17 protein-coding genes are annotated in these 21,278 nt (G+C 58.4%); 13 read left to right on the plus strand and 4 right to left on the minus strand.

Annotated features, from left to right (window positions below):
* Positions 1–17 precede the first annotated feature (17 nt).
* The 6 genes from DFR26_RS02175 to DFR26_RS02200 all read left to right on the plus strand — a co-directional run bounded on the left by DFR26_RS02175 (position 18) and on the right by DFR26_RS02200 (position 7,726).
* Positions 18–1,643 carry an acyl-CoA carboxylase subunit beta gene (locus DFR26_RS02175; protein ID WP_116207290.1) on the plus strand — a complete coding sequence of 542 codons (1,626 nt, stop codon included), beginning with the start codon at positions 18–20 and terminating at the stop codon, positions 1,641–1,643.
* Positions 1,644–1,658: 15 nt separating this feature from the next.
* Positions 1,659–2,543: an enoyl-CoA hydratase/isomerase family protein gene (locus DFR26_RS02180; RefSeq protein WP_116207291.1), complete on the plus strand. Its 885-nt coding sequence runs from the start codon at positions 1,659–1,661 to the stop codon at positions 2,541–2,543.
* Complete coding sequence (locus DFR26_RS02185; protein WP_116207292.1) at positions 2,540–4,558, plus strand: ATP-binding protein; 2,019 nt, start codon at positions 2,540–2,542, stop codon at positions 4,556–4,558. Before DFR26_RS02180 ends, DFR26_RS02185 begins: the two co-directional genes overlap by 4 nt.
* A gap of 121 nt (positions 4,559–4,679) precedes the next feature.
* Positions 4,680–6,314, plus strand: coding sequence for an alpha/beta hydrolase family protein (locus DFR26_RS02190; RefSeq protein WP_116207293.1), 1,635 nt, complete (start codon positions 4,680–4,682; stop codon positions 6,312–6,314).
* Positions 6,311–7,219 carry an oxygenase MpaB family protein gene (locus tag DFR26_RS02195; protein WP_116207294.1) on the plus strand — a complete coding sequence of 303 codons (909 nt, stop codon included), beginning with the start codon at positions 6,311–6,313 and terminating at the stop codon, positions 7,217–7,219. The genes DFR26_RS02190 and DFR26_RS02195 overlap by 4 nt, the downstream gene beginning before the upstream one ends.
* Positions 7,220–7,246: 27 nt before the next feature.
* Positions 7,247–7,726: a hypothetical protein gene (locus DFR26_RS02200; protein ID WP_116207295.1), complete on the plus strand. Its 480-nt coding sequence runs from the start codon at positions 7,247–7,249 to the stop codon at positions 7,724–7,726.
* A gap of 85 nt (positions 7,727–7,811) precedes the next feature.
* Here DFR26_RS02200 and DFR26_RS02205 read toward each other — a convergent pair whose 3' ends face one another.
* From DFR26_RS02205 to DFR26_RS02215, 3 genes are all read right to left on the minus strand, one after another.
* A complete protein-coding gene (locus DFR26_RS02205; protein ID WP_116207296.1) occupies positions 7,812–8,861 on the minus strand; it encodes an NAD-dependent epimerase/dehydratase family protein in 1,050 nt (349 codons plus the stop codon).
* A gap of 86 nt (positions 8,862–8,947) precedes the next feature.
* Positions 8,948–10,567: a phosphoethanolamine transferase gene (locus tag DFR26_RS02210; protein WP_116207297.1), complete on the minus strand. Its 1,620-nt coding sequence runs from the start codon at positions 10,565–10,567 to the stop codon at positions 8,948–8,950.
* On the minus strand, positions 10,564–11,289 hold the full coding sequence (locus DFR26_RS02215; RefSeq protein WP_116207298.1) for a phosphatase PAP2 family protein: 726 nt from the start codon (positions 11,287–11,289) through the stop codon (positions 10,564–10,566). The genes DFR26_RS02210 and DFR26_RS02215 overlap by 4 nt, the downstream gene beginning before the upstream one ends.
* A gap of 144 nt (positions 11,290–11,433) precedes the next feature.
* Between DFR26_RS02215 and DFR26_RS02220 the strand changes: the two genes are divergently transcribed.
* From DFR26_RS02220 to DFR26_RS02250, 7 genes are all read left to right on the plus strand, one after another.
* Complete coding sequence (locus DFR26_RS02220) at positions 11,434–12,111, plus strand: response regulator transcription factor (protein WP_116207634.1); 678 nt, start codon at positions 11,434–11,436, stop codon at positions 12,109–12,111.
* On the plus strand, positions 12,056–13,465 hold the full coding sequence (locus DFR26_RS02225; RefSeq protein WP_116207299.1) for an ATP-binding protein: 1,410 nt from the start codon (positions 12,056–12,058) through the stop codon (positions 13,463–13,465). The genes DFR26_RS02220 and DFR26_RS02225 overlap by 56 nt, the downstream gene beginning before the upstream one ends.
* A gap of 82 nt (positions 13,466–13,547) precedes the next feature.
* Positions 13,548–14,276 (plus strand): TetR/AcrR family transcriptional regulator, encoded by a 729-nt coding sequence (locus tag DFR26_RS02230; RefSeq protein ID WP_116207300.1) that lies wholly within the window; start codon positions 13,548–13,550, stop codon positions 14,274–14,276.
* The gene (locus DFR26_RS02235; protein WP_116207301.1) at positions 14,251–15,612 is read left to right on the plus strand and encodes a TolC family outer membrane protein; all 1,362 of its coding nucleotides are present in this window, start codon (positions 14,251–14,253) and stop codon (positions 15,610–15,612) included. Before DFR26_RS02230 ends, DFR26_RS02235 begins: the two co-directional genes overlap by 26 nt.
* A gap of 12 nt (positions 15,613–15,624) precedes the next feature.
* The gene (locus DFR26_RS02240) at positions 15,625–16,794 is read left to right on the plus strand and encodes an efflux RND transporter periplasmic adaptor subunit (protein ID WP_116207302.1); all 1,170 of its coding nucleotides are present in this window, start codon (positions 15,625–15,627) and stop codon (positions 16,792–16,794) included.
* Between the two features lie 12 nt (positions 16,795–16,806).
* Complete coding sequence (locus DFR26_RS02245) at positions 16,807–19,923, plus strand: efflux RND transporter permease subunit (RefSeq protein WP_116207303.1); 3,117 nt, start codon at positions 16,807–16,809, stop codon at positions 19,921–19,923.
* Positions 19,920–20,492, plus strand: a complete 573-nt coding sequence (locus tag DFR26_RS02250; protein ID WP_116207304.1) for a hypothetical protein — start codon at positions 19,920–19,922, stop codon at positions 20,490–20,492. Before DFR26_RS02245 ends, DFR26_RS02250 begins: the two co-directional genes overlap by 4 nt.
* A gap of 1 nt (position 20,493) precedes the next feature.
* Here the strand turns inward: DFR26_RS02250 and radC are convergent, their stop codons facing one another.
* Entirely contained in the window at positions 20,494–21,168 is a 675-nt protein-coding gene (gene radC, locus DFR26_RS02255) for a RadC family protein (protein ID WP_116207305.1), read from the minus strand.
* Positions 21,169–21,278: the final 110 nt, after the last annotated feature.

Below are 21,278 nucleotides of genomic sequence, written 5' to 3' on the forward strand. Positions count from 1 at the left end.
CGGTATTGAGATGACCCATGACAGTGATTGAATCGCGGATTAACCCGCAAGATGACACCTTCAAAGCCAACCGCGAAGGCATGTTCGATGCCATCAACGCGCTGCGCGATGTCGAAAACTCGGTGATTGCCACCGAGGAAAAAGCCCGAGCGAAATACCATAAGCGCGGGCAAATGCTGCCGCGTGAACGCGTGCATTTGCTGCTCGATCGCGGCTCGCCATTTCTCGAGCTCTCCACGCTCTGCGGCTACAAAATGCACGACGACAAAGACGGTTCACTGGCGGGCGGCAATACCATCGCTGGCATTGGCTATGTGGAGGGTATTCGCTGCCTGATCGTGGCATCGAATAGTGCTATTAAAGGCGGCACCATGACGCCGTTTGGCGTGCAAAAAACCCTGCGCTTGCAGGAAATTGCGCTGCAACAAAAGTTGCCTGTGGTGTCATTAATTGAGTCGGGCGGAGCCAACTTGATGTATCAGGCCGAGCTGTTTATTCCGGGCGGCAAAACCTTTGCTAACCAAGCGCGTTTGTCGGCAGCGGGCATTCCGCAAGTTACCGTGGTGCATGGCTCGTCGACTGCGGGTGGCGCCTATATGCCCGGCTTGTCGGACTATGTGGTGATGATTCGCAAAAAAGCCAAGGTGTTTTTGGCAGGCCCACCGCTACTGTTGGCTGCGACTGGTGAGGTCGCTATCGATGAAGATTTAGGTGGCGCTGAGATGCACACCCAGCAAGCCGGCACCGCCGAATTTTTGGCCGAAAGCGATGCCGATGGCATTCGTATGGCGCGTGAGATCGTGCGTAATCTGCACTGGAATGCCGATAAGCCCGAGGTGCCGCGCTTGCCCGTGAAGGCGCCACGCTACGCCATTGATGAGCTTTGCGGCGTGGTGTCGAGCGACTATCGCAAGCCCTTTGATTGCCGCGAGGTCATTGCCCGTTTGGTCGATGACTCCGACTTTATGGAATTTAAAAGCGAGTACGACAAACAAACGGTCTGCGGTCGCGCCACGCTCGATGGCCACGCCATTGGCATCATCTCCAATAACGGCCCGATCACCACCGCCGGCGCCACCAAAGCCGGGCAATTTATTCAGCTCTGCTGCCAGGCCAATATTCCCATCGTCTATTTGATGAACACCACCGGCTTTATGGTCGGCTCGGCCTCCGAGCAAGGCGGCATCGTCAAGCATGGCTCGAAAATGATTCAGGCCGTGGCCAACGCCACGGTGCCGCAAATTACGCTGGTGATGGGCGGTAGCTTCGGTGCCGGCAACTACGGCATGTGCGGCCGCGGCTTCGGCCCGCATTTTATTTTCGCCTGGCCGAATTCGCGCACCGCCGTGATGGGTGGCGAGCAGGCCGCGAAAGTGATGTCGATCATCACGCGGGAAAAATGGGTCAAGCAGGGCAAGGAAATTGGTGAGCAGGAAGAGGGCATTCTGAAAATGTTGGAGATGCAAATCATCAATAAATTCGACGAAGACTCGCATCCGTTTGCCGCCTCGGCACGCTTATTTGATGACGGCATCATTGATCCACGCGATAGCCGTCGCGTGCTGGCGATGACCTTGTCGGTGTGCCGCGAAGCGCAGCGCCGTGAATTGCGCAGCAATAGTTTTGGCGTGGCGCGCTTCTAAGCCGAGGAGAAAATTATGTTACCTGTTTGCCAATTTTTACACCTCAGCCACGATGCTGCCGCGGGCATTTTGCGCGTTACCTTAAACCGCCCAGAGGCGCGTAATGCGCTCACCGTGGAGATGCTGGCTGAGCTCATTGCGCTGTTTGAGCACGTGAAAACCCGTGCCGATTTGCGCGTGGTGTTACTGCGTGGCAATGGCGGGCATTTCTGCGCCGGTGCCGATTTGAAAGGCGTTTTTGGCGATGCGCAAAAGCCCGTGGTGGCCGGCGAAAAAGATCCGGTCATCACCATGAATCGTGCTTTTGGCGAGATGCTGCGTGTCGCTGAGGCCATCCCGCAAGTGCTGATTAGTGTGCTGGAGGGCGGCGTGCTCGGCGGTGGTTTTGGTCTCGCCTGCGTGTCTGATATTGCACTCGCGCATCAGGCCACCAAGTTCGGTATGCCGGAGACCTCGCGTGGCTTGCCGCCGGCGCAAATTGCTCCGTTTGTGGTAGAGCGCATTGGCCTCACGCAAGCGCGCCGACTGTGTTTGACCAGCGCGCAATTTAATGGCGACGCGGCGTTGCGCTACGGCCTCGTGCATGAAGTCTTTGCCGATGAGGCCGCGCTCAACACGCTGCTCGCCGACACGCTCAATCAGGTGCTCCGTTGTGGCCCTGCCGCCAACGCGCGCACCAAGGAAATTTTGCTCAGTGTCGGCCAGCTCGACCCCGATGCCGTGCTCGATAACGCCGCCGCGCATTTTGCCGCCTGCGTGCGCAGCCCTGAGGCGCCCGAGGGCATTGGCGCGTTTTTGCAAAAGCGCGCGCCAACGTGGGCTCACACCTTTACTGCCGATGACGTGGCGCAGGCGCAAGCCGCCGTGCTCGCATCCATTGCTCAGGAGATGGCGCAATGAGCCGTTTTGACACCGTATTAATCGCCAACCGCGGTGAAATTGCCGCGCGCATCATTCGTGGCTGCCGTGCGCAGGGCTACAAAACCGTCGCGGTCTACAGCGATGCCGACGCCCACGCGCTGCATGTGCGCGAAGCCGATACCGCCGTGCGCATTGGTGCCGGGCCGGTGGGCGAGTCGTATTTGTCCATTGAGAAATTGTTGGAAGCGGCGAAGGCGTCGGGCGCTGGCGCGATTCATCCGGGCTATGGCTTTTTGTCGGAGCGCCATGACTTTGCGCAGGCCGTGCAAGATGCCGGCTTGGTGTTTATTGGGCCCGATCCTGCGGCCATTAAAGCCATGGGCAATAAAAGCGCCTCTAAAGAGCTGATGATTGCCGCCAAAGTGCCGTGTGTGCCGGGCTATCAAGGCGATGGTCAGGAAGATGATTTCTTGGCCGCTGAAGCCGTGAAAGTCGGCCTGCCGGTGATGGTCAAAGCCGCCTCCGGTGGCGGTGGTCGTGGCATGCGCTTGGTGCATGAGGCCGCTGAGTTAAAAGCCGCCATTCAGTCAGCGCGCAGTGAGGCTACCAATGCCTTTGGCGATGGCCAGCTGCTCATCGAAAAAGCCGTGCTCAATGCTCGTCATGTCGAGATTCAAGTGTTTGGCGACCGTCACGGCACGGTGGTGTATTTGGGCGAGCGCGATTGCTCGGTGCAGCGCCGCAACCAAAAAGTCATTGAAGAGGCCCCTTCGCCCGCGGTGAGCGACGAGCTGCGTGCGCGCATGGGCGAGGCGGCCGTGGCGGCTGCTAAAGCAGTCAATTATGTCGGCGCCGGCACGGTGGAGTTCATGCTCGCGGCCGATGGCGCGTTTTATTTTCTTGAGATGAATACGCGCTTACAGGTTGAGCATCCGGTCACTGAAATGATTTATGGCGTGGACTTGGTGTCCTGGCAGCTGATGGTCGCTAATGGCGATCCGCTGCCGCTGACACAGGCCGAAATCGATGTGCGTCGCCATGGCCACGCCATTGAAGTGCGCCTGTGCGCGGAAGATCCCGCCGCCGGCTTTTTGCCGCAAACCGGTCGCGTGCTGCGCTGGCACACGCCCACCGGCGATGGCCTGCGCGCCGATCATTGCGTGATTGAAGACGGTGTGATTTCGCCGTTTTATGACTCGCTGCAAGGCAAGCTCATGGCATGGGGCGAGACCCGCCTGCAGGCCATTCAAAAGCTCATTGCCATGCTCGGCGATACCGCGCTGCTCGGTGTGGCGAGCAACCGCGACTTTCTCATTGAGCTGCTCTCGCAGCCTGAGTTTCAAGGCCCGGGCGTGACCACTAGCTTTATTGCCGAGCAGTATCCGGCCGAGCGCATCCAAGCCGCCTTAGCGCCCGACGATGCGCATCAGGCCTTGGCGGCGGCGTTGCTGGTTGAGACCGATGCGCAAGCCTTGCGGGCTGCCAATGACCTCGATGACAGCCTGTTGGGCTGGCACAGCGCCAATACGTCGGCGCTGACCATCAAGCTCGCGCGTGGCGAACACACCGCGGTGCTGGAGGTCGAATGCCTCGGCGATCGGGAGTACCGCACCGACATCATCACCACCGCCGATGAGCAAGACATGGCCGCGCGCGGCGTGCGCTTGCTAAGCATTGATGGCTCGCGGGTCAGTTATATCGCTGAGGGTCGGCGTTTGCAGGCGCATTTTGCCCGTCATGGCAGCCAGCTTTGGTTGGCCACGCCGGTCTGCACCGCCTGCTATGAAGACGTGACCTACGCCGCCGAACAAGGCGCTGAAGCCGGTAGCGATGGCCGCATCCTCGCGCCCATCGACGGCAAAGTCATGAGCGTCTCCGTGGTGTCCGGCCAAGTCGTGGCCAAAGGTGAGCTGCTGTTGGTGTTGGAGGCGATGAAGATGGAGTTCCGTCTGCAAGCGCCGGTGGCTGGCACCGTGGAGCTGGTCAATGTGGGCGAGGGTGCGCAGGTCGGCTTGCGCCAGCTCATGGTGCAGATCACGCCCGCGGCTGAGTAAGTCTGCCGCAAGCTCTGAGCCGCGCCTCTGGCGCGTGCTTGGGGCCGTGTGCGCGCACTATTGCTACTGGGTTAAATACCACTTATGTTCGATTACAAAGAACAATAAGAGCGATTGACTCATGCGCCACACCATTCCGTTATTGTCGCTATGCTTGGCGCTCAGCGCCTGCGGTGGCTCATCGAACTCCGGCGGCTTTTTTGTCTTTGGCGATGGCCAGCCACCAAACGACGAAGGCGCCATCATTGCGATCGGCGATAGCAGCGCCGATATGCCCGAGGCCGGCTCGCCGTTGGCGGCGCTCAGCGCCATTCCGCTAGTCGGTGGCGTGCTCGGCGATACGCTAGGCGGTGGCACGCCCGATGACCCACTGTGCGGCAGCTACGCTTCGCCATCGGCCGAATTTACCGCCTGTGAGGCGAAAAATTTTGCGCGCGTGACCGAAGCGCCGCGCGAACAGCTCACTAACCCCACCTTTATGCAACGCCTAGTCGAGCAAAGCACCGGCAATTTTGTCGATTACCTGATGCGTGGCCTCAGTGATCCCAGTCGCTTAATTGCTAGCCCATCCATGAGCGTGTCGCTCAACACGCCACTGACACCACTATGCGCCACCTATGCCTTACCCTGCGCCGGCGATCCGTTCCGCTACCCCGATATTGATCCGTTTTATCGCGATGAAGCCGTGGTGGAAAAAGTCGATTTCTATGACCGCGAGTGCGCACGCCTATCGGGCCGCGTCTGGCGTCCGCTTGGCAGCGAGGGTCAGAAACTGCCCACCGTGGTCATCGAAAACGGTTCGGTGCAAGCGCCCGAGCCGTTGTATTGGTGGATGGCGCAGGCGCTAGTGCGCAGCGGTTACGCGGTGATGACCTTTGACCCGCGTGGCCAAGGCCGCTCCGATATGCAAACGCCAGCCTTCGGTCAGGGCACCAATATTAACCCGGCGGTATTTTGGGAGGGCTTGGTCGATGCCATTGATTTCTTTCGCTCCACGCCGGATACGCCCTACCCGCACAACATCACCTGTCAGGCCAGCTACCCCACCGCGGTGACGGCATTTAACCCGCAGCATGCCGTGCAAGATCAGAGTCGCTTGGGCATTGCCGGGCACTCGCTCGGTGGCACGGGCGTTAGTGTGGTGCAGTCTTACGGTGCTATGGGTGCGGAGCCATGGCCCGGCAAGCTAGATGCGACCAACCCGGTCGATGTCGCCGTGGCCTGGGATGGTCTGGCGACCCCGGGCCAAGCTCCGGGCGGTTTTGGTGGCGTGATCCCGAGCATGGGCGAGCAGCCTGCCGTGGTGCCTCGCGTGCCGAGCATGGGCCAAAATAGCGAATACGGCCTCACGCCGATGCCCAATTTGCAAGCGCCTGACCCCGACGAAAAGCTCGCGCCATTGCGCGCTTGGCAAGCCGCGGGCGTGCCGGTCTACGAGTTCACCATTCGCGGCTCCACGCATTATGAGTGGTCGCAAATTCCGTTGTTTCCAACTACCTCGTGGTGTCCTGAGGTGGTCGACAACCGCTGCGTGGGCGGATGGGGCCGACCGATGGCCGAGTTTTTCAGCCTAGCGTGGTTAGATCGTTGGCTGAAAGTCGCTGGCGAGCCCGGCTTTGATGACGCCGACGCACGCCTGCAAAGCACGCGGTTCAATGAGCGCTTAAGCTTTTATTCGCATTCGGCGCGCGACTTTCCCCTGCGCAATGGCGCGCGTCAGCGTTGCGATAATCTGCTCGAGGGCTGTGCACCATGAAGACCTATACCAAGCGTTTTGGCTTTATGAATAACCCGGCGGTGGCCGCTGAGATTGCCAGCCTTGATGCGCAAAACGACTGCCAACGCATTGCGCATTTGCTCACCGCCTACGAGTTTTCGTGGGATATCACGCGGTCATTGGAGGTAGCCCTTTTTTACACTTATGGCAGTGAGTCGGTGGCGACATTGCTCGATAAAACCGGCGAGTTCGAGCAGCACGGCCAGAAGCGCTACGACGACACGCGCTTGCTCATTGCACACTTTATGGACACCGGCTGGGAGCACGGCGAGGGCGCACGGGCATTAGCGCGCATGAATAAAACCCACGGCAATTATCGCATTCCGCAAGCTGACTTTCGCTTTGTGCTGTGGACCTTTATCGCCTTTCCCATCGACTGGATGGCCAAGTACGCGCGCCGCGCCATGACTGTGCACGAGCAGCAGGCTTGGTTTCACTTCTGGATAGGTATTGGCGAGCGCATGGGCTTGACGGATTTGCCGGCCAATAAAGCCGATTTCGATGTCTGGGTCGATGACTATTGCGCCGAGCAGATGACGCCCAATGACGCCAGCGAGCGCGTGGCGGCGGCGACCGTGCGCATCATGGAAAATTGGCTGCCAAAACCTTTGCGTGGCTTAGTCAGTCCATCGGTCTATAGCCTGATGGACGATGATCGTTTCGTGGCGGCGGTGCGTCGCCAGCGGCCATCAGCGGCGTTTGCCACGGTGACGAAAATAAACCTCAAGCTGCTGGGTAATTTGCGCAAGGTCTGGGCCATCGGCGCCTATCCGCAAACCGTGCAGAGTCCAATTAACCGGACTTACCCCAATAATCGCTACGAAATTGAAAACCTGAAGCCGGTGCACTTGCAACGTCGTGAGGCGGGCAATGCGGTAGACTAGAGCCCTCATTGCTATCGGGAGCGCCCCATGCGCAGCGTTTCGCTACACCCCATTGCCCTTGTTTTGCTGATTTTGCGGGTCGCCGCACTGAGTGCATGGCTGGTCGGCGAGCTGCATTGGGGGCCGCTGATGGCGGGTATTGTGGCGGTGCTGGGGTCGCTGTATTTGCCATTGGCGGCGACCATTTTGGGCTGCTTTGGCGCGGTGCAAGTTTGGGGATGGCCGGTTTGGGTGGCGGTGCTGGTGTTCTTGCCGGGCGTGGTGATGGCTATCGCCGCGCTCATGGGCATAGGCGCAGCGGGCCTGATGGCCTGGCGCAAGCCCGAGGTGCGCCAAGCTTTCCGATGGGCACGAGGCCAGCGCGCCGCGCAGCAAGAGCGCTACACGCGTGCGTCATCGACGCCGGAAGATGAGCCGACCTATACCAATCGCCGACCGAAACAACCCGCCAGTGGTCGCACATTAGAAGGTGAGGTGATTAGCTCACGGGTTGATCCACCAACGTAATAGTCATGCATAAAAAAGGCCTGCGAGATGCAGGCCTTTCCGTGTCAGCGAGCGTAATTGCCACGCGCTGTGAGCGCTCGGTATTTCAGGCGCGCTTTTTCAGCTGGCCGTCATCAAGCACTTGCTGGAAATGCTCAATAAAGGTTTGCTCAACGGGGGTGTACTCCACGCCTAACGCCAGGCTGCGCTGGTTATCAAAGGCTAACGGGTGACCGACATTTTTGCTGATGAAGGTGCGCGTGACTGGGCCCATCATGGGGCCAAATGTCCACACCAGCGCCTTGGGCACCACGGCTTTCGGGAACGGATATGCCTTGCCGAAATGAGCACGCAATGTTTTTGCAATCTCAATCATGGTCAGGGTTTTCGCGACCAGCAGATGTCGACCTTCGGCGTCGGATTTGAAGGCTGCCAAGATATGCGCTTTCGCGACATCACGCACATCAACCACGCCATAGCTTAAGTCAGGCACACCAGTGCGCAGGCGGCCATCGCCCATGGAAATGAGGGTGTCGATGCTCGCCGATTGGCTGCCGGTGGTCAGCGAAGGACCATAGACCATGCCGGGATTGATGGTGACTAAGTCCCAGCGATTTTGCACGGCGTGCATGTCCCAGGCTTCGCGTTCGGCGGCGACTTTTGAGTATTGGTAGGGGTTGTGATCGACGCTGCTGGTGGTGTTCCAGTTGGCTTCGGTAAGCACGCCGCCGGGCACTTGTTGCAAGTCAACATTGTCGCCAAACACCGATGCCACGCTGCTGGTCAGCACCACGCGCTTGACCGACTCGGTGCGGTTCACAGCATCGAGGACATTGCGCGTGCCTTCCACCGCGGGACGTACCAGCGCTTCATGGGCATCGCTAAAACCTTCGAGCACGAAGGGCGAGGCGGTGTGCATGACCACCTCGCAGCCAGCCATGGCGGCGTCGAAGCTGCCGATATCGAGCAAATCGGCCTTAAATAATTTCAGCGTGCCTTTTTCACGTGCGGCAATGGCCTCTAAATGTGCCACGCTTTTGGCTTTGCTGGGATCGCGCACCGTGGCGTGCACGGTGTGACCATCGGCCAATAAATACTGAATGATCCAGCTGGCAATGTAGCCAGAACCGCCGGTGACACAGATTGGGCTTGTCATGGGTGCGACCTCTTGAAAGATGGTCGCACCATGCCACAGGTATTAGGCGCTTGTCATTGGCCGGACAGGCGCCGATGGCCGCTGCCTTAGCGCTTCCGACAAGCGGCACTCCAGTCCAGCGCTGCCTTATAAGTCGAGGTTTTAACATCGAGCAGCCCTAAAAAGCTGTGGAAAATCGTGTCGTGCGATTGCGGCTGTTGAGCCTGCTCTCGCAAGCAGCTGACCGGCGAGCCTTGCTGCGCAAAAGCCGGCGATATCCACATCACCATTGGCACATGGGTTTGCTGACTGGGCGCAAATAGATATGGGGCGCCATGCAAATACAGACCATGTTCACCCGTCGATTCACCATGATCTGAGACATAGACCATCACCGTGTTATAGCGATCGGCTTGCGCCTTTAGGGTGTCGATGACGCGGCCCAGTATATGGTCGGTATAAGCGATGGTGTTGTCATACGTGTTGATGACTTCTTGCTGCGTACAGCTTTGCAGGGCGTTGCTGTCGCAAGTCGGTGTGTAGCGCTTAAAGGCATCCGGGTAGCGGCGGAAATACGCGGGGCCATGACTGCCCTGTTGGTGCAAAACCACGACGCGATCGTTGACGTGAGCACGCGCAATATAGTCATCAAAGGTGTCGGCGAGCAGGTCGTCTTGACATTCGCCATCGCGGCACCATTGTGTCTTTTTCTCCGCCAATACCGGCACGTTATGCACGCGATCGCAGGCACCTTTGCAACCGGAGTTATTGTCTATCCAGGTGGTCGCGTAGCCGGCGCGTTGCAGTATATCGAGCAGGCCTTCGCGATGGCTGGCGAGCTTGGGGTCGTAGTCTGCACGGGTCATTCCGGAGAAAAGGCAGGGTACGGACACGGCAGTCGCGGTGCCGCAAGAGCTCATCTGCGGGAAATTGATGACGCCACGCATGGCCAGCTCGGGTGTGGTATTGCGCGCATAGCCATTGAGGCCAAAGCTTTCAGCGCGTGCGGTCTCGCCCAAGACAAAGACAAAGAGCGTGGGCTTTGTTGTGCCGGCGCTTATCCATGTGGCGTCTTCGCCGTAGCGCAGCAGCGGCATATTCGGTGGTGCAGCCATTTTGCTGTAATAGCGTTTAATGCCGGCTAAATAGTTGTGCGGCACCATGAGGTAGCGCAGTTCGCGGTGCTCGCGAAACGTCGAGGCATAGTCGGCGTAATGCCATCCTGCCAAGGCCAATATAGAGGCTAGGCCGAGCGCGATGGCAATGGCTTTGCTGCGCAGAGTGGCGCGCCATGAGGCTGGCGCCGCTGGCACGCGCCACAGCATCAGCATGGGCACACCAGCGATGAACAAAACGCAGGCGAGCATTTGCCAGCTGAGTAAGTCGAAGACTTCGTGAGCATCGGTCTCCATCATGTTTTGGATTTGGCCAGCGTCGATGCCAACGCCATATGTGGCCATAAAGTAGGTGGTCAAGGCGCTAGCGAGCAGGAGTAATGACTGCACGAGTCGGGCCAAAGGGCCCCAGGTCACGAGTTGCAAAAAGCTCGCGAAATAGGCAATCAGCATCAGAGCCGTAGCGCCTAAAAATACGCCAGCGCGCCAGCCATCGTAGGGTGTGAGCTCAAGAAGGCGATGGAAAAATGCTGCATTGCAGGTGAGTACCAGCCATGCGGCGATGACTAGGTTGCGTTGGCTGAGTGTCAGCAGGCGCGTAAAGTGGCTCATTTGTAGGCCTGCACTTGGAGGCGATGGCCGACCGTCACCATGAGCTCGCCAAGCTCATGTCGGTATTGATATAGATGAAAGCAGACGCTCACGCTGGTGCCGCAGATCACCGCCGTCCATAACACGTGGGTGATGAAGTGCGCGCCTCTGGCCACCTGAATGCCACCACAAAACAGCGAAAAGGCCAGCACAATGATCACGGTTTTGCGCACATGCTGAGGCCACCATTTTGTGCAGGCATAGATCATGGCGATCCACCCAAAGCCAACGCCGGCATGACCACTGGGCAGGCAGCGACCCGGACCTGGGGTGGCGGGCAGTGTGCTAAACGCGCGGAAATAATCAGCCGTGCCACCAAACTCGCTGAGCGACCACGGGCAGCTATGCAGCGATTGATGCTTGAAATAGCCATTGATCGAGACGGCAATGAGCGCGCTGATGATGACAAACAGCCAGCCAAAAAATGATTCGGTGTGGCGGCTGCGCCAAGCCATGATCCAGCAGCCTAACCACAAGACGGTGGATAATTTATGCGTGCCATCGTGAAAAACGCGGGCAAACAAAAAACTGTCTCTGAGCGGGAACTCGCCCGTGTTGGCATCGAAAAACCATGACGAGCTGATTAAGTCGAGGTTGGTGTAGCGCGAGAGCGCAATGGAGAGTAGGCCAAGCCCAAACCACGCGAGTAAGTCGTAAGGCCGTGAGTGCAAGGATGGAGGCATAGCGTGAGCATCTGAGAAAATTGAGCCTGCACTATGCCCATCGCCACCTGCCTAGCAGCTTGCCGCTAGATGAACATTTGGTCATTTTCGCCACAGCCGCGCAAGCCGTGCGATTATGCGCAGACCAAATACACGGGGCGAAACATGCGCTTGTTAGTGGTTGAAGATGACCTTGAGATTGCCGGCTTTCTGCGCAAGGCATTGAGTGAGGCTGGACACATAGTCGATCACGCCGACAATGGCCGTGACGGCCTATTTCTCGCCACCGGTGAGCCCTACGATGCCATTGTCTTAGACCGCATGCTGCCGCAAATGGATGGCCTGTCGATGCTCGCGGCGTTGCGCGCCAGCGGTGCACGTGTGCCGGTGCTAATCCTCAGCGCGCTTAATCATGTCGATGAGCGCATCAAGGGCCTGCGCGCCGGTGGCGATGACTATTTGGTGAAGCCGTTTGTGCTCAGCGAATTGCTAGCACGTCTGGATGTCATCACGCGGCGGCATATGACGACCGTGGTCACTAGCAATGACATCCACGTGGGCGACCTCGTGCTTGATCGCCTCACGCGCCAAGTGCATCGCGGCGATAAGCTCTTAAGCCTGAAGCCACAAGAGTATCGCGTGCTGGAGTATTTGATGCGCCATGCCGGCCAAGTGGTGACGCGCTCGATGTTGCTGGAGGGCGTCTGGGACTATCATTTTGACCCACAAACCAATGTCATCGATGTGCACATGTCGCGGCTGCGCGCGAAAGTCGATTTTGCACCGCATGCGCCGCTCATTCATACGCTACGCGGCGCGGGGTATTGCCTTCGTGAAGACTAATTTCTGGCGCGGCTCCACGGCCACCAAAATCACGTTATTTAATGCCGGCATGCTGATGCTCTGCTTCGTGCTGCTACTCGCGTTTACGCAGTGGATGAGCGTGCGCTTTATGCACGAGCATATTGAGGAAAGCGTGAGCTCGGAGCTGTCTATGCTGGTGAGCGAATACGATATCGATGGCCGCGAAGGCATGCTCAGCCTCATTCGAGACCGTATGGCACGCAACTCGCCAGAGCACGAGCGATTTTATTGGTATGACGATCCTGATAGCGGCGCGGTGCTATCGAATCTTCGTGCGTGGCCGACAGAGGTCAGCGCGGTGAGCGAAACTTATTTTTTGCCGAGCCCCAGTCATCCCGGTAAAACCAAGCTAATGGCGCGCTGGCAAAACCTGCCCGGTGGTGAGCGTCTTTTGGTGGGTTTCGATGAGTACGAACTGCACAGCATGCAGCGTAAATTGCGCCAAAGTGCCACCGTGAGTTTTGTCGTGGTGATGCTCTTGGCGTGGTTTGCCGGGCGAGTGATTACGCGAACGGCGCTGCGACCGATTGAGACTATTCGAGAATCAGCAGGTCAGATTATGGATGGCGATTTGCGCCATCGCATCCCGCACAACAACAGCGGTGATGAGTTTGACCAACTCGCCATCACGCTCAATCGCATGCTTGACCGGATCTCACATTTGATCGCTGGCATTGAGGGCACCACCGATAATATTGCCCACGACTTACGCTCACCGCTGACGCGTCACCGGGCGCGGCTGGAGGCCTCATTGGCGGCGCGCCCTAATGAGGCTGAGTGGCCACAATGGGTCGAGCAAAATATCAGTGATATTGATCGTGTACTCAGCACCTTTGGCGCGTTGCTGAAGATTGCCCGTGTCGACTCGGGCGTGCTGCGCAAAGAGTTTGCATCGGTTGATTTAGCCCAGCTTTGCCACGATGTCGTGGACTATGTCGAGCCACTGGTGGAGGCGCGCGAAATTCGGCTGGCGGTGTCGATTCCTGAACACGCCAGCTTGCAGGGCCATCGCGATTTGCTTTTTCAGCTGCTCATCAATGTCTTTGATAATGCGCTTAAATACGCGCCATCGGGCAGTCGTGTGTTGCTGCTCTGCGAGCGTGAGGGCAATCGCTGGTTGTTGCGTGTCGCTGACCAAGGCCCGGGTATCGCCGAGGCTGAGCGAGGGCGGGTGTTTGAGCGCTTGTATCGCGCCGATAGCACGCGGCAGTTACCGGGCTTGGGGCTCGGTTTAAGTTTGGTGCATGCGGTGGTGACGCTGCATCGCGGTGTGGTGAACTTGGCCGATGCTCAGCCGGGGCTGCAAGTCGATGTCCGTTTGCCGATCAGTTGACATATTCTGAATAACGTTCAGAATCCGACGCCTATTCATATGTGGCGGCGCGTCAGCCGCTACAACGGACGATGAGCAGTGCATGGGTACCAAAGAGCGGCGCGAACGACAGTTTGAAGAACGCGAGCAACGGCTTTTGGCTGTGGCTCGTGAGCTCATCGTGCGCGATGGCTTACTGAATTTGCAGATGAGCAAGCTGGCGAAAGCCAGCGAACATGCCATGGGCACGCTGTATCAGCATTTCGCCAGTAAAGAAGATCTCTACCTCGCGCTGGTCACTGAGTCGGTCGCCGAATACGCCGCGTTGTTTCAGCGCGTGGCGGCGTGGCAGGCATCATCGCGCGATCGCATGTTTGCCATCGCGGTGGCCGACAGCGTCTTTGTGCGCCGCAACCCCGAGCATTTTCGCCTAGCCCAATACGCGCTGTGTGAGGTGGTTTGGGGTGCGGCTAGCCTAGCGCGGCGTGATGCGCACCATGCCGCTAGTCAGCCAATTAGCGAGGCGGTCATGTGCATCGTGCAAGATGGCCTGCGCGCTGGCGATTTGCAGCCGCAAGGCATGAGCCCAGAAGAGATTTCCACCGGCTTTTGGGCCATGAGTCAGGGCATTCATACGTTGGCACATGCCGAGGGGCTGCTCGAACAATACGCCGTGCATCGGCCCTATGGCCTACTCGCGCGGCATCTGCAATTTTTACTTAATGGCCTGGGCTGGCAACCGCTCAGCGCCCTCAATGACGAGGCGCTCAATGCGCTGATTGCGCGTATTCGCGCGGAGGTTTTGCATGATGGCTGTGATGATGTGGCGTAATGGCCTGCGCCTAGGCGCATTAACCGCGGCATTGAGCGTGGTGCCAGTGGCGCAGGCATTAACGCTGAGTGAGGCACTGACGGCCGCGTTTAACTCCGATCCGGTGGCGGCTGCGGCCTTGGCCGAACGCGATGCTGGCCTTGAGATCGGTGTGCAAGAGCGTGCCACGCGGCTGCCGCAAATTAATGCCGTGGGCGCCATGACCACCACCGATTCGCGGGTCAGCACCACGCCATTTCGTGACCCAGTGACTGGCGCGACCGGCTACAAAGAGCGCTACAACGGCTGGGATGCCTCGGTGGTGTTGCGCCAGCCGCTGTTTCGCTACGATTTTCTCGCCCGTGGCCGGCGCGCCGATGCCCAAGATCGACTCGCCGAGATGGGTTTTGTCGCCAATTCGCAAGCACTGATGGCGCGCGTCGCCGAGCGCTATTTGGGCGTGCTGCAAGCGCAAAATGATATGCGCTTGGCCGAGGCCGAGGCCGAAGCCGTGGCTAAATCGTTGGCCGATACCCGTAAGCGCTATGAAGTGCAGCTGATTCCCGGCACCGATCTCAAAGAGGCGCAAGCGCGTCACGATTTGGCGCAAGCGCAGCTGCTCTCCGCCAAGCAAAATGTCGCGGCCGCCCGCGATGCCCTCGATGAAAGCACCGGGCGCGGCTATGAGCCATTGGGCGTGCTTGATGAGGCCACCGAGTTGCCTGAGCTCAACGACACATCGCCCGAGGCGTGGCTCAAACTCGCGCGCATCCACAGTCCGGCGCTGCTGCAAGCGCAGGCGCAGCTCGAGGTCGCCACCGCCAATATTAGCTCGCAGCGTAGCAGCGCCTTGCCATCGTTAGACTTTGTTGCCTCGCATGGCCGTCTCGATAACTCCGACTCGCAGGTGGGCATCGCCGCAGATAACACCGCGTATGGCATTGAGCTGACGGTGCCGATTTTCGCCAGTGGCGCCAACGTCAGCCGCATTCGCCAAGCGCAAGCGCAGCATCGATTGGCCACGGCCGCGCGTGATCGCGTCAGTCGTGAGCTGACCCGCGAGACCCAGCGACTTGTCCGTGATGTGCAAGTCGCCCGCGCGCAGGCTAATGCCTATGCGCGCGCCGTGGAGTCGGCTACTGCTGCCGAACGCGGCACGCGCTATGGCTATGAGGCCGGCAAGCGCACCATTGTCGATGTGCTCAATGCCCAGTCGAGCGCGGTGCAAGCGCGCCGTACACTCGATCAAAGCCGCTACGGCGTGCTCCTGAAAACACTCCAATTGAAGCAGCAAGCCGGCATACTCACGCCGCACGATATTGCTGCTATCGATACTCTGTTAAGCCCTGCGAATTAAGCCGAGGAAGCCATGAATAAGCGCATGATGTGGATGTTGATAATCACGGCGGTCGTCTTTGGCGGGCTGTTTGGCATGAAATGGTTCGGCAATAAAATGATGAACCAATTCTTTGACACGATGCCGGTGCCGGCCGCGGCAGTGTCATCGGCAAAGGCTGAAGCGCTGAGCTGGCGGGCAACCATTGCCGGTGTGGGCACGGTGGTGGCCAGCCAAGGCACGCGCATTAGTAGCGAGTCGGGTGGCTTGGTGGCTAAGGTGCACTTTGAGTCGGGCGCGAAAGTTAAGCGCGGCGATTTATTGGTGACACTGTCGGCGGGCAGCGAGCAGGCCGATTTGGCGCGCTTGCAGTCGCAGGCCACGCTGGCGAAATCCGAACTCTCGCGCTTGCAGCGTTTGTATTCCTTAGAGGCCATCTCGAAGTCGGATTTAGATCGTGCTGAAACTGATTTCCGTGCTGCGCAATCGGCTGCCGATGGCCAGCGCGCCAAGCTGGCGCAAAAGCAAATTCGCGCGCCATTTAGCGGCCAGCTCGGTATTCGTCAGGTCGATGTGGGCCAGTATTTAACACCCGGTGAGACCATGGTGACGCTGCAACAGCTCGATCCGGTCTATGTTGATTTCAGTTTGCCAGAGCAAGATGTATTGCGTGTGGCCACTGGCCAGGCGGTCAACATCACGCTCGATGCACAGGCCGATCGCGTTTTTACTGGCGTGATCAGCGCTATTGAACCGCAAGTCGATGTGCAAACGCGCAACTTTAAGGTGCGCGCCAATGTCGCCAATGCCGATCGCGCGTTACGCCCCGGCCAATTTGCGCGCGCTGAAATTGCCTTGCCAGCGGTGCGCGAGGTGGTGGCTGTGCCCATCACTGCGGTGAGCTATAACCCCTACGGCAACTCGGTGTATGTGATTGTGAAGGCACCAACAAAAGCCGCTGAACCGGGCGCTGCTGGCGAGCAGAGCGCTGAGAAAGCCGCCGATGAGCAGCTCATTGTTCGCCGTCGTTTTATTAAAACAGGTGAGGCGCGCGGCGACTTGGTAGAGATTACCGAGGGCTTAAGTGCCGGCGATACGGTCGCCACCAGCGGTCTGCTGAAGTTGCAAAATGATGCCAAGGTCATCATCAATAACACCGTGATGCCACCGGCCTCAGCCGCCCCCACGCCCGCTGAAAGCTAAGCCGAGGTCACCATGAAATTTACCGATATTTTCATTAAGCGACCGGTGCTGGCGATTGTTGTCAGCTTGATTATTTTGCTGCTCGGCCTGCGTTCGGCCACCGATTTGAATGTGCGGCAATACCCCGAGCTGCAAAATGCTGTGATCAATGTGGTGACCACCTATGTCGGTGCTGATGCCGAGTTGGTGCAGGGCTTTATCACCACGCCTTTGGAGCGCGAGATCGCCTCGGCGCAGGGCATCGACTATATAAAATCGACGAGTTTGTCGGGTGTGAGCTCGATTCAGGCGTATTTGCGCCTCGACTACGACCCCAATGTGGCGCTCACGCAAGTCGCCGCCAAGGTCAATAAGCTGCGCAATCAGCTGCCAGAAAACTCCGAAGATTCGGTGGTGGAGCTCTCGGTGGGCGACACCACGGCCGCCATGTATCTGTCGTTTTATTCTGACATTCTCGACAATAATCAAATCACTGATTATTTGGTGCGCGTGGTCGAGCCCAAGCTCGCGACTGTGCCGGGTGTGCAGCGCGCGCGCATTTTGGGCGATCGCACCTTTGCCATGCGCATCTGGATGAAACCCGAGCGCATGGCGGCGCTCGGCGTTACCGCGAGCGATGTCTACAACGCCTTACGCAGCAATAACGTGCTCGCCGCGCTTGGTGCGACCAAAGGTTCGATGGTGCAAGTCGACCTCACCGCCTCCACCGATTTGAGTACGCCCGACGAGTTCCGCGCACTGGTGGTGCGCTCGGCCGATGGCGCGATTATTCGCCTCGGCGATATTGCCGATGTGGTGTTGGGCTCGGAAAACTACAGCACCGATGTTTCGTTTAATGGCAAAAAAGCCACCTTCATGGGCATTGAAGTGGCGCCCGATGCGAACTCGCTCGATGTCATTAAAGACCTGCGCGATAACGCCTGGCCGGAGATTATTGCGCAGCTGCCCGAGGGCCTGAAAGCAAGTATTCCTTACGATTCCACGCGCTATATCAACGACGCCATCAGCGAGGTGATACAAACGCTGATTGAGGCCGTGCTGATTGTCATTGTGGTGATTTATCTGTTTTTGGGCTCACTGCGCAGTGTCTTGATTCCGGCGGTTACCGTGCCGCTGTCGATGATCGGCGCGTGCTTTCTGATGCAGCTCATGGGCTTTTCGATCAACCTGCTGACCTTGCTCTCAATGGTGCTGGCCATTGGCATGGTGGTCGATGACGCCATCATCGTACTGGAGAATATTCATCGGCATATTGAAGAGGGCATGAAGCCCTTTGATGCTGCCATCAAGGGTGCGCGTGAGCTGCTTGGGCCGGTGATCGCGATGACCATTACGCTGGTCGCCGTGTATTTGCCGATTGGCTTTATTGGCGGCCTAACCGGCACGTTATTTGTCGAGTTTGCCTTTACGCTGGCCGGCGCGGTGCTGCTTTCCGGCGTCATTGCCTTGACCTTGTCGCCAATGATGTCAGCCGCCTTGCTGCGCCCGCAACGCGAGGAGCAGGGCAATCGCTTCGCGCATTGGCTCGATGAGAAGTTCGATAATCTGCGCCAAGGCTATCAGCGCAAATTGCATAGCGCGCTCGATGATAAACACGTGATTTTGACCTTCGGCGCCATCGTACTGGTGTCGTGCTTCTTCTTATTTAAGACCTCACCAACGGAGCTTGCGCCGGAAGAAGATCAAGGTTTTTTCTTGGTATTTTCCAAGAGCGATTCGTTTTCATCATTGGATTATCTGACGTCATATACCGATGAGCTGACGAAAATCGTCAATGCAATTCCCGAGAAAGAAAACTATTTCTTGCTCAATGGTGTTGGTGGCGGCGGCTCGGCGGTGGGCAGCAACACGGCTATTTCCGGTGTGGTGATGAAGCCGTGGACCGAGCGCGATCGCACGACCAAGGCTGTGCTTCAGGAAGCCACTGGTGAGATCAACCAAATTGCGGGCTTAAAAAATGCCGCGTTTTCACCGCCATCATTGCCCAGTGGTGGCAATGGTTTTCCAGTCGAGTTCATCATCACTGGTACGGCCACGCCCGAGGCGATGTTAAGTGCCGGTGATGAGGTGCTGGCGAAGGCCATGGCCAGTAAAAAATTCATCTTCATGCAAAGCGATTTGAAGATCGATAAGCCGCAGGTCAAGGTCGAGGTTGATCGCGAGAAGGCCGCGCTGTTGGGCATCAATATGAGTACGCTGGCGGCCGATATGTCGGCCATGCTCTCCGGCGGCTATGCCAATCGCTTCAGCATGGAGTCGCGCTCCTACAAGGTGATTCCGCAAGTCACGCGCACGGAGCGTTTGAATCCATCGCAGCTGGAAAATTACTACACGCGCACGGTGACGGGTGAGCTGATTCCATTGTCGACGGTGGTGACGCTGAAAGAGACAGTGCAGCCGCAATCGTTGAATCGCTTTCAGCAGCTCAGTGCCGTATCACTCTCGGGTGTGCCGCGTCCCGGCGTAACGCTAGGTGAAGCATTAGGCGTGCTTGATGAGGCCGCGCGCACCACGTTGCCGAAAGACTTCAGCGTCGATTATGGCGGCCAGTCGCGGCAGTATAAAAACGAAGGCTCGGCCTTGGTGATGACGTTTTTCTTCGCCCTGGTGATTATTTATTTGGTACTGGCGGCGCAGTTTGAGTCCTTCCGCGACCCGCTGATTATGTTGGTCACGGTGCCCATGTCGATCTGCGGTGCGCTGCTGTGTTTGAACATCGCGGCAATGTTCCAGACGCCGGGCGCCTCCATCAATATTTATACGCAGGTGGGGCTGGTGACGCTGATAGGCGTGATTGCCAAGCACGGCATTTTGATTGTTGAGTTTGCCAATCAGCTGCAGCGCCAAGGCCGCGATCGGCGTTTGGCCATCGAAGAGGCGGCGGCGATTCGTCTGCGCCCCGTCTTGATGACCACCGCCGCGCTTGTGCTGGCAATGATTCCGCTGCTTATTGCCACTGGCCCGGGCGCGGCATCGCGCTTCTCCATGGGCTTGGTGATCGCCACCGGCATGACCATCGGTACCTTGTTTACGCTCTATGTGGTGCCAGCGATGTATCTGTATTTGGGTCGCGACATTGCCACTGATGCCGAGCATCTCAACAAGGCGCCAGCGGAGACCACGGCATGACGGCGCTAGCACTCACCTTAGCGGCACTGTGCATTTGGCTTTACCAAGATGCGCAGCGCCGACACATGCGCTCGCCGATGGCCTGGGTGGTGCTGCTGGTGCTGCTTGGCCCGCTCGCGCTGGCCATTTACTGGACGCGTCGGCCATTGTTTCGTGGCGAATACCGTCTTGGCGGTTCGGCGTGGGTCATGGTGCGTGTGTTTCTGCTAGGCCTGACCGCCTGGGCGCTGCTGTTTACGGCAGTACTGATGGTCTGGCTCAGCGCCTTCTTGCCGATGCCCATCATCATTGCGCTGTTTATGGGCATGGGTATTTTGCTCGGCGGCACATGGCTTTTGGTGGTGGCCGGCCTGCTGTTTGTGGCGTGGATGCTGCGTGATCCTCAAGCGGCCGACATCGGCCCCACGCATAGCGCCCTAAATCAGGCGGAGCTACCGGTCTGGGGTGATCGCCTGCTGAAGGTCATCTTCTTCGCCGGCCTGCTGAGTGTCTTTGTGCTGACGGAGCCGGCGCATCCGGACTGGGTCGAGCAGATTGACTGGCAATCGCAGTCGACGATGCGCTTGTAAGTCACAGCCAACCGCGCTCAGCAAACGACACCGGCTCGCCATCGCCAATGACCAGATGATCGAGCGTACGCACCTCCACCAGCGCTAGAGCCTCTTTGAGGCGCGTGGTGATGTGTCGATCGGCCGGCGACGGCTCGGCCACACCGGACGGATGGTTGTGCGCCAGAATCACTGCGCCGGCCTGATGTTTCAGCGCCTGCTTCACCACCTCGCGCGGATGTACCGAGCAGCTATCAAGCGTGCCGCGAAATAAATCTTCCACGGCAATGACGCGGTGCTGATTATCCAAAAACACCACGGCAAAGACCTCATAGGGCAGGTCGCGCAGCCGCGCCTTCAAAAACCGCCGCGTATCTTGCGGGCTGCACAACGATTCGCGGCAAAGCACGGTCTGCTGCAGGTGACGCTTGTTCAACTCGACCGCCGCGACCAAGCGCGAGGTGCGCGCAGGCCCCCAACCGGGCAGCGCGCTGATCTCATCAAATGGCGCATTGAGCAGCTGCCGCAGACCGCCGGTGCTATTGAGTGTTTGCCGGGCAATATCGACCGCGGAAAATCCTGCGATGCCATGGCCCAATAAAATCGCTACTAACTCGGCATCGCTAAGCACCGCTGCGCCTTGTTTTTGCAGGCGTTCGCGCGGGCGTTCGCTGAGTGGCCATTCGTGTATTCGCATAGTGACTCCTTGTCGTGATGCGCGCTTGCGCCGGCCTGTCGTGGTATCTTTCGCAGCATTCAACGGCCTATGGGCGGCGACAAAATGCGCCATATCTAAGGTATAGACCC

The organism is Paraperlucidibaca baekdonensis (assembly GCF_003387535.1).
GTDB classification, from domain to species: Bacteria; Pseudomonadota; Gammaproteobacteria; order Pseudomonadales; family Moraxellaceae; genus Perlucidibaca; species Perlucidibaca baekdonensis.

Excerpts from the sequence above, each read along its gene's own strand:
- DFR26_RS02175 (WP_116207290.1), top strand. The coding sequence starts at position 18 with ATGACAGTGATTGAATCGCGGATTAACCCGCAAGATGACACCTTCAAA.
- DFR26_RS02180 (WP_116207291.1), top strand. The coding sequence starts at position 1,659 with ATGTTACCTGTTTGCCAATTTTTACACCTCAGCCACGATGCTGCCGCG.
- DFR26_RS02185 (WP_116207292.1), top strand. The coding sequence starts at position 2,540 with ATGAGCCGTTTTGACACCGTATTAATCGCCAACCGCGGTGAAATTGCC.
- DFR26_RS02190 (WP_116207293.1), top strand. The coding sequence starts at position 4,680 with ATGCGCCACACCATTCCGTTATTGTCGCTATGCTTGGCGCTCAGCGCC.
- DFR26_RS02195 (WP_116207294.1), top strand. The coding sequence starts at position 6,311 with ATGAAGACCTATACCAAGCGTTTTGGCTTTATGAATAACCCGGCGGTG.
- DFR26_RS02200 (WP_116207295.1), top strand. The coding sequence starts at position 7,247 with ATGCGCAGCGTTTCGCTACACCCCATTGCCCTTGTTTTGCTGATTTTG.
- DFR26_RS02205 (WP_116207296.1), bottom strand. The coding sequence starts at position 8,861 with ATGACAAGCCCAATCTGTGTCACCGGCGGTTCTGGCTACATTGCCAGC.
- DFR26_RS02210 (WP_116207297.1), bottom strand. The coding sequence starts at position 10,567 with ATGAGCCACTTTACGCGCCTGCTGACACTCAGCCAACGCAACCTAGTC.
- DFR26_RS02215 (WP_116207298.1), bottom strand. The coding sequence starts at position 11,289 with ATGCCTCCATCCTTGCACTCACGGCCTTACGACTTACTCGCGTGGTTT.
- DFR26_RS02220 (WP_116207634.1), top strand. The coding sequence starts at position 11,434 with ATGCGCTTGTTAGTGGTTGAAGATGACCTTGAGATTGCCGGCTTTCTG.
- DFR26_RS02225 (WP_116207299.1), top strand. The coding sequence starts at position 12,056 with ATGCGCCGCTCATTCATACGCTACGCGGCGCGGGGTATTGCCTTCGTG.
- DFR26_RS02230 (WP_116207300.1), top strand. The coding sequence starts at position 13,548 with ATGGGTACCAAAGAGCGGCGCGAACGACAGTTTGAAGAACGCGAGCAA.
- DFR26_RS02235 (WP_116207301.1), top strand. The coding sequence starts at position 14,251 with ATGATGGCTGTGATGATGTGGCGTAATGGCCTGCGCCTAGGCGCATTA.
- DFR26_RS02240 (WP_116207302.1), top strand. The coding sequence starts at position 15,625 with ATGAATAAGCGCATGATGTGGATGTTGATAATCACGGCGGTCGTCTTT.
- DFR26_RS02245 (WP_116207303.1), top strand. The coding sequence starts at position 16,807 with ATGAAATTTACCGATATTTTCATTAAGCGACCGGTGCTGGCGATTGTT.
- DFR26_RS02250 (WP_116207304.1), top strand. The coding sequence starts at position 19,920 with ATGACGGCGCTAGCACTCACCTTAGCGGCACTGTGCATTTGGCTTTAC.
- radC (WP_116207305.1), bottom strand. The coding sequence starts at position 21,168 with ATGCGAATACACGAATGGCCACTCAGCGAACGCCCGCGCGAACGCCTG.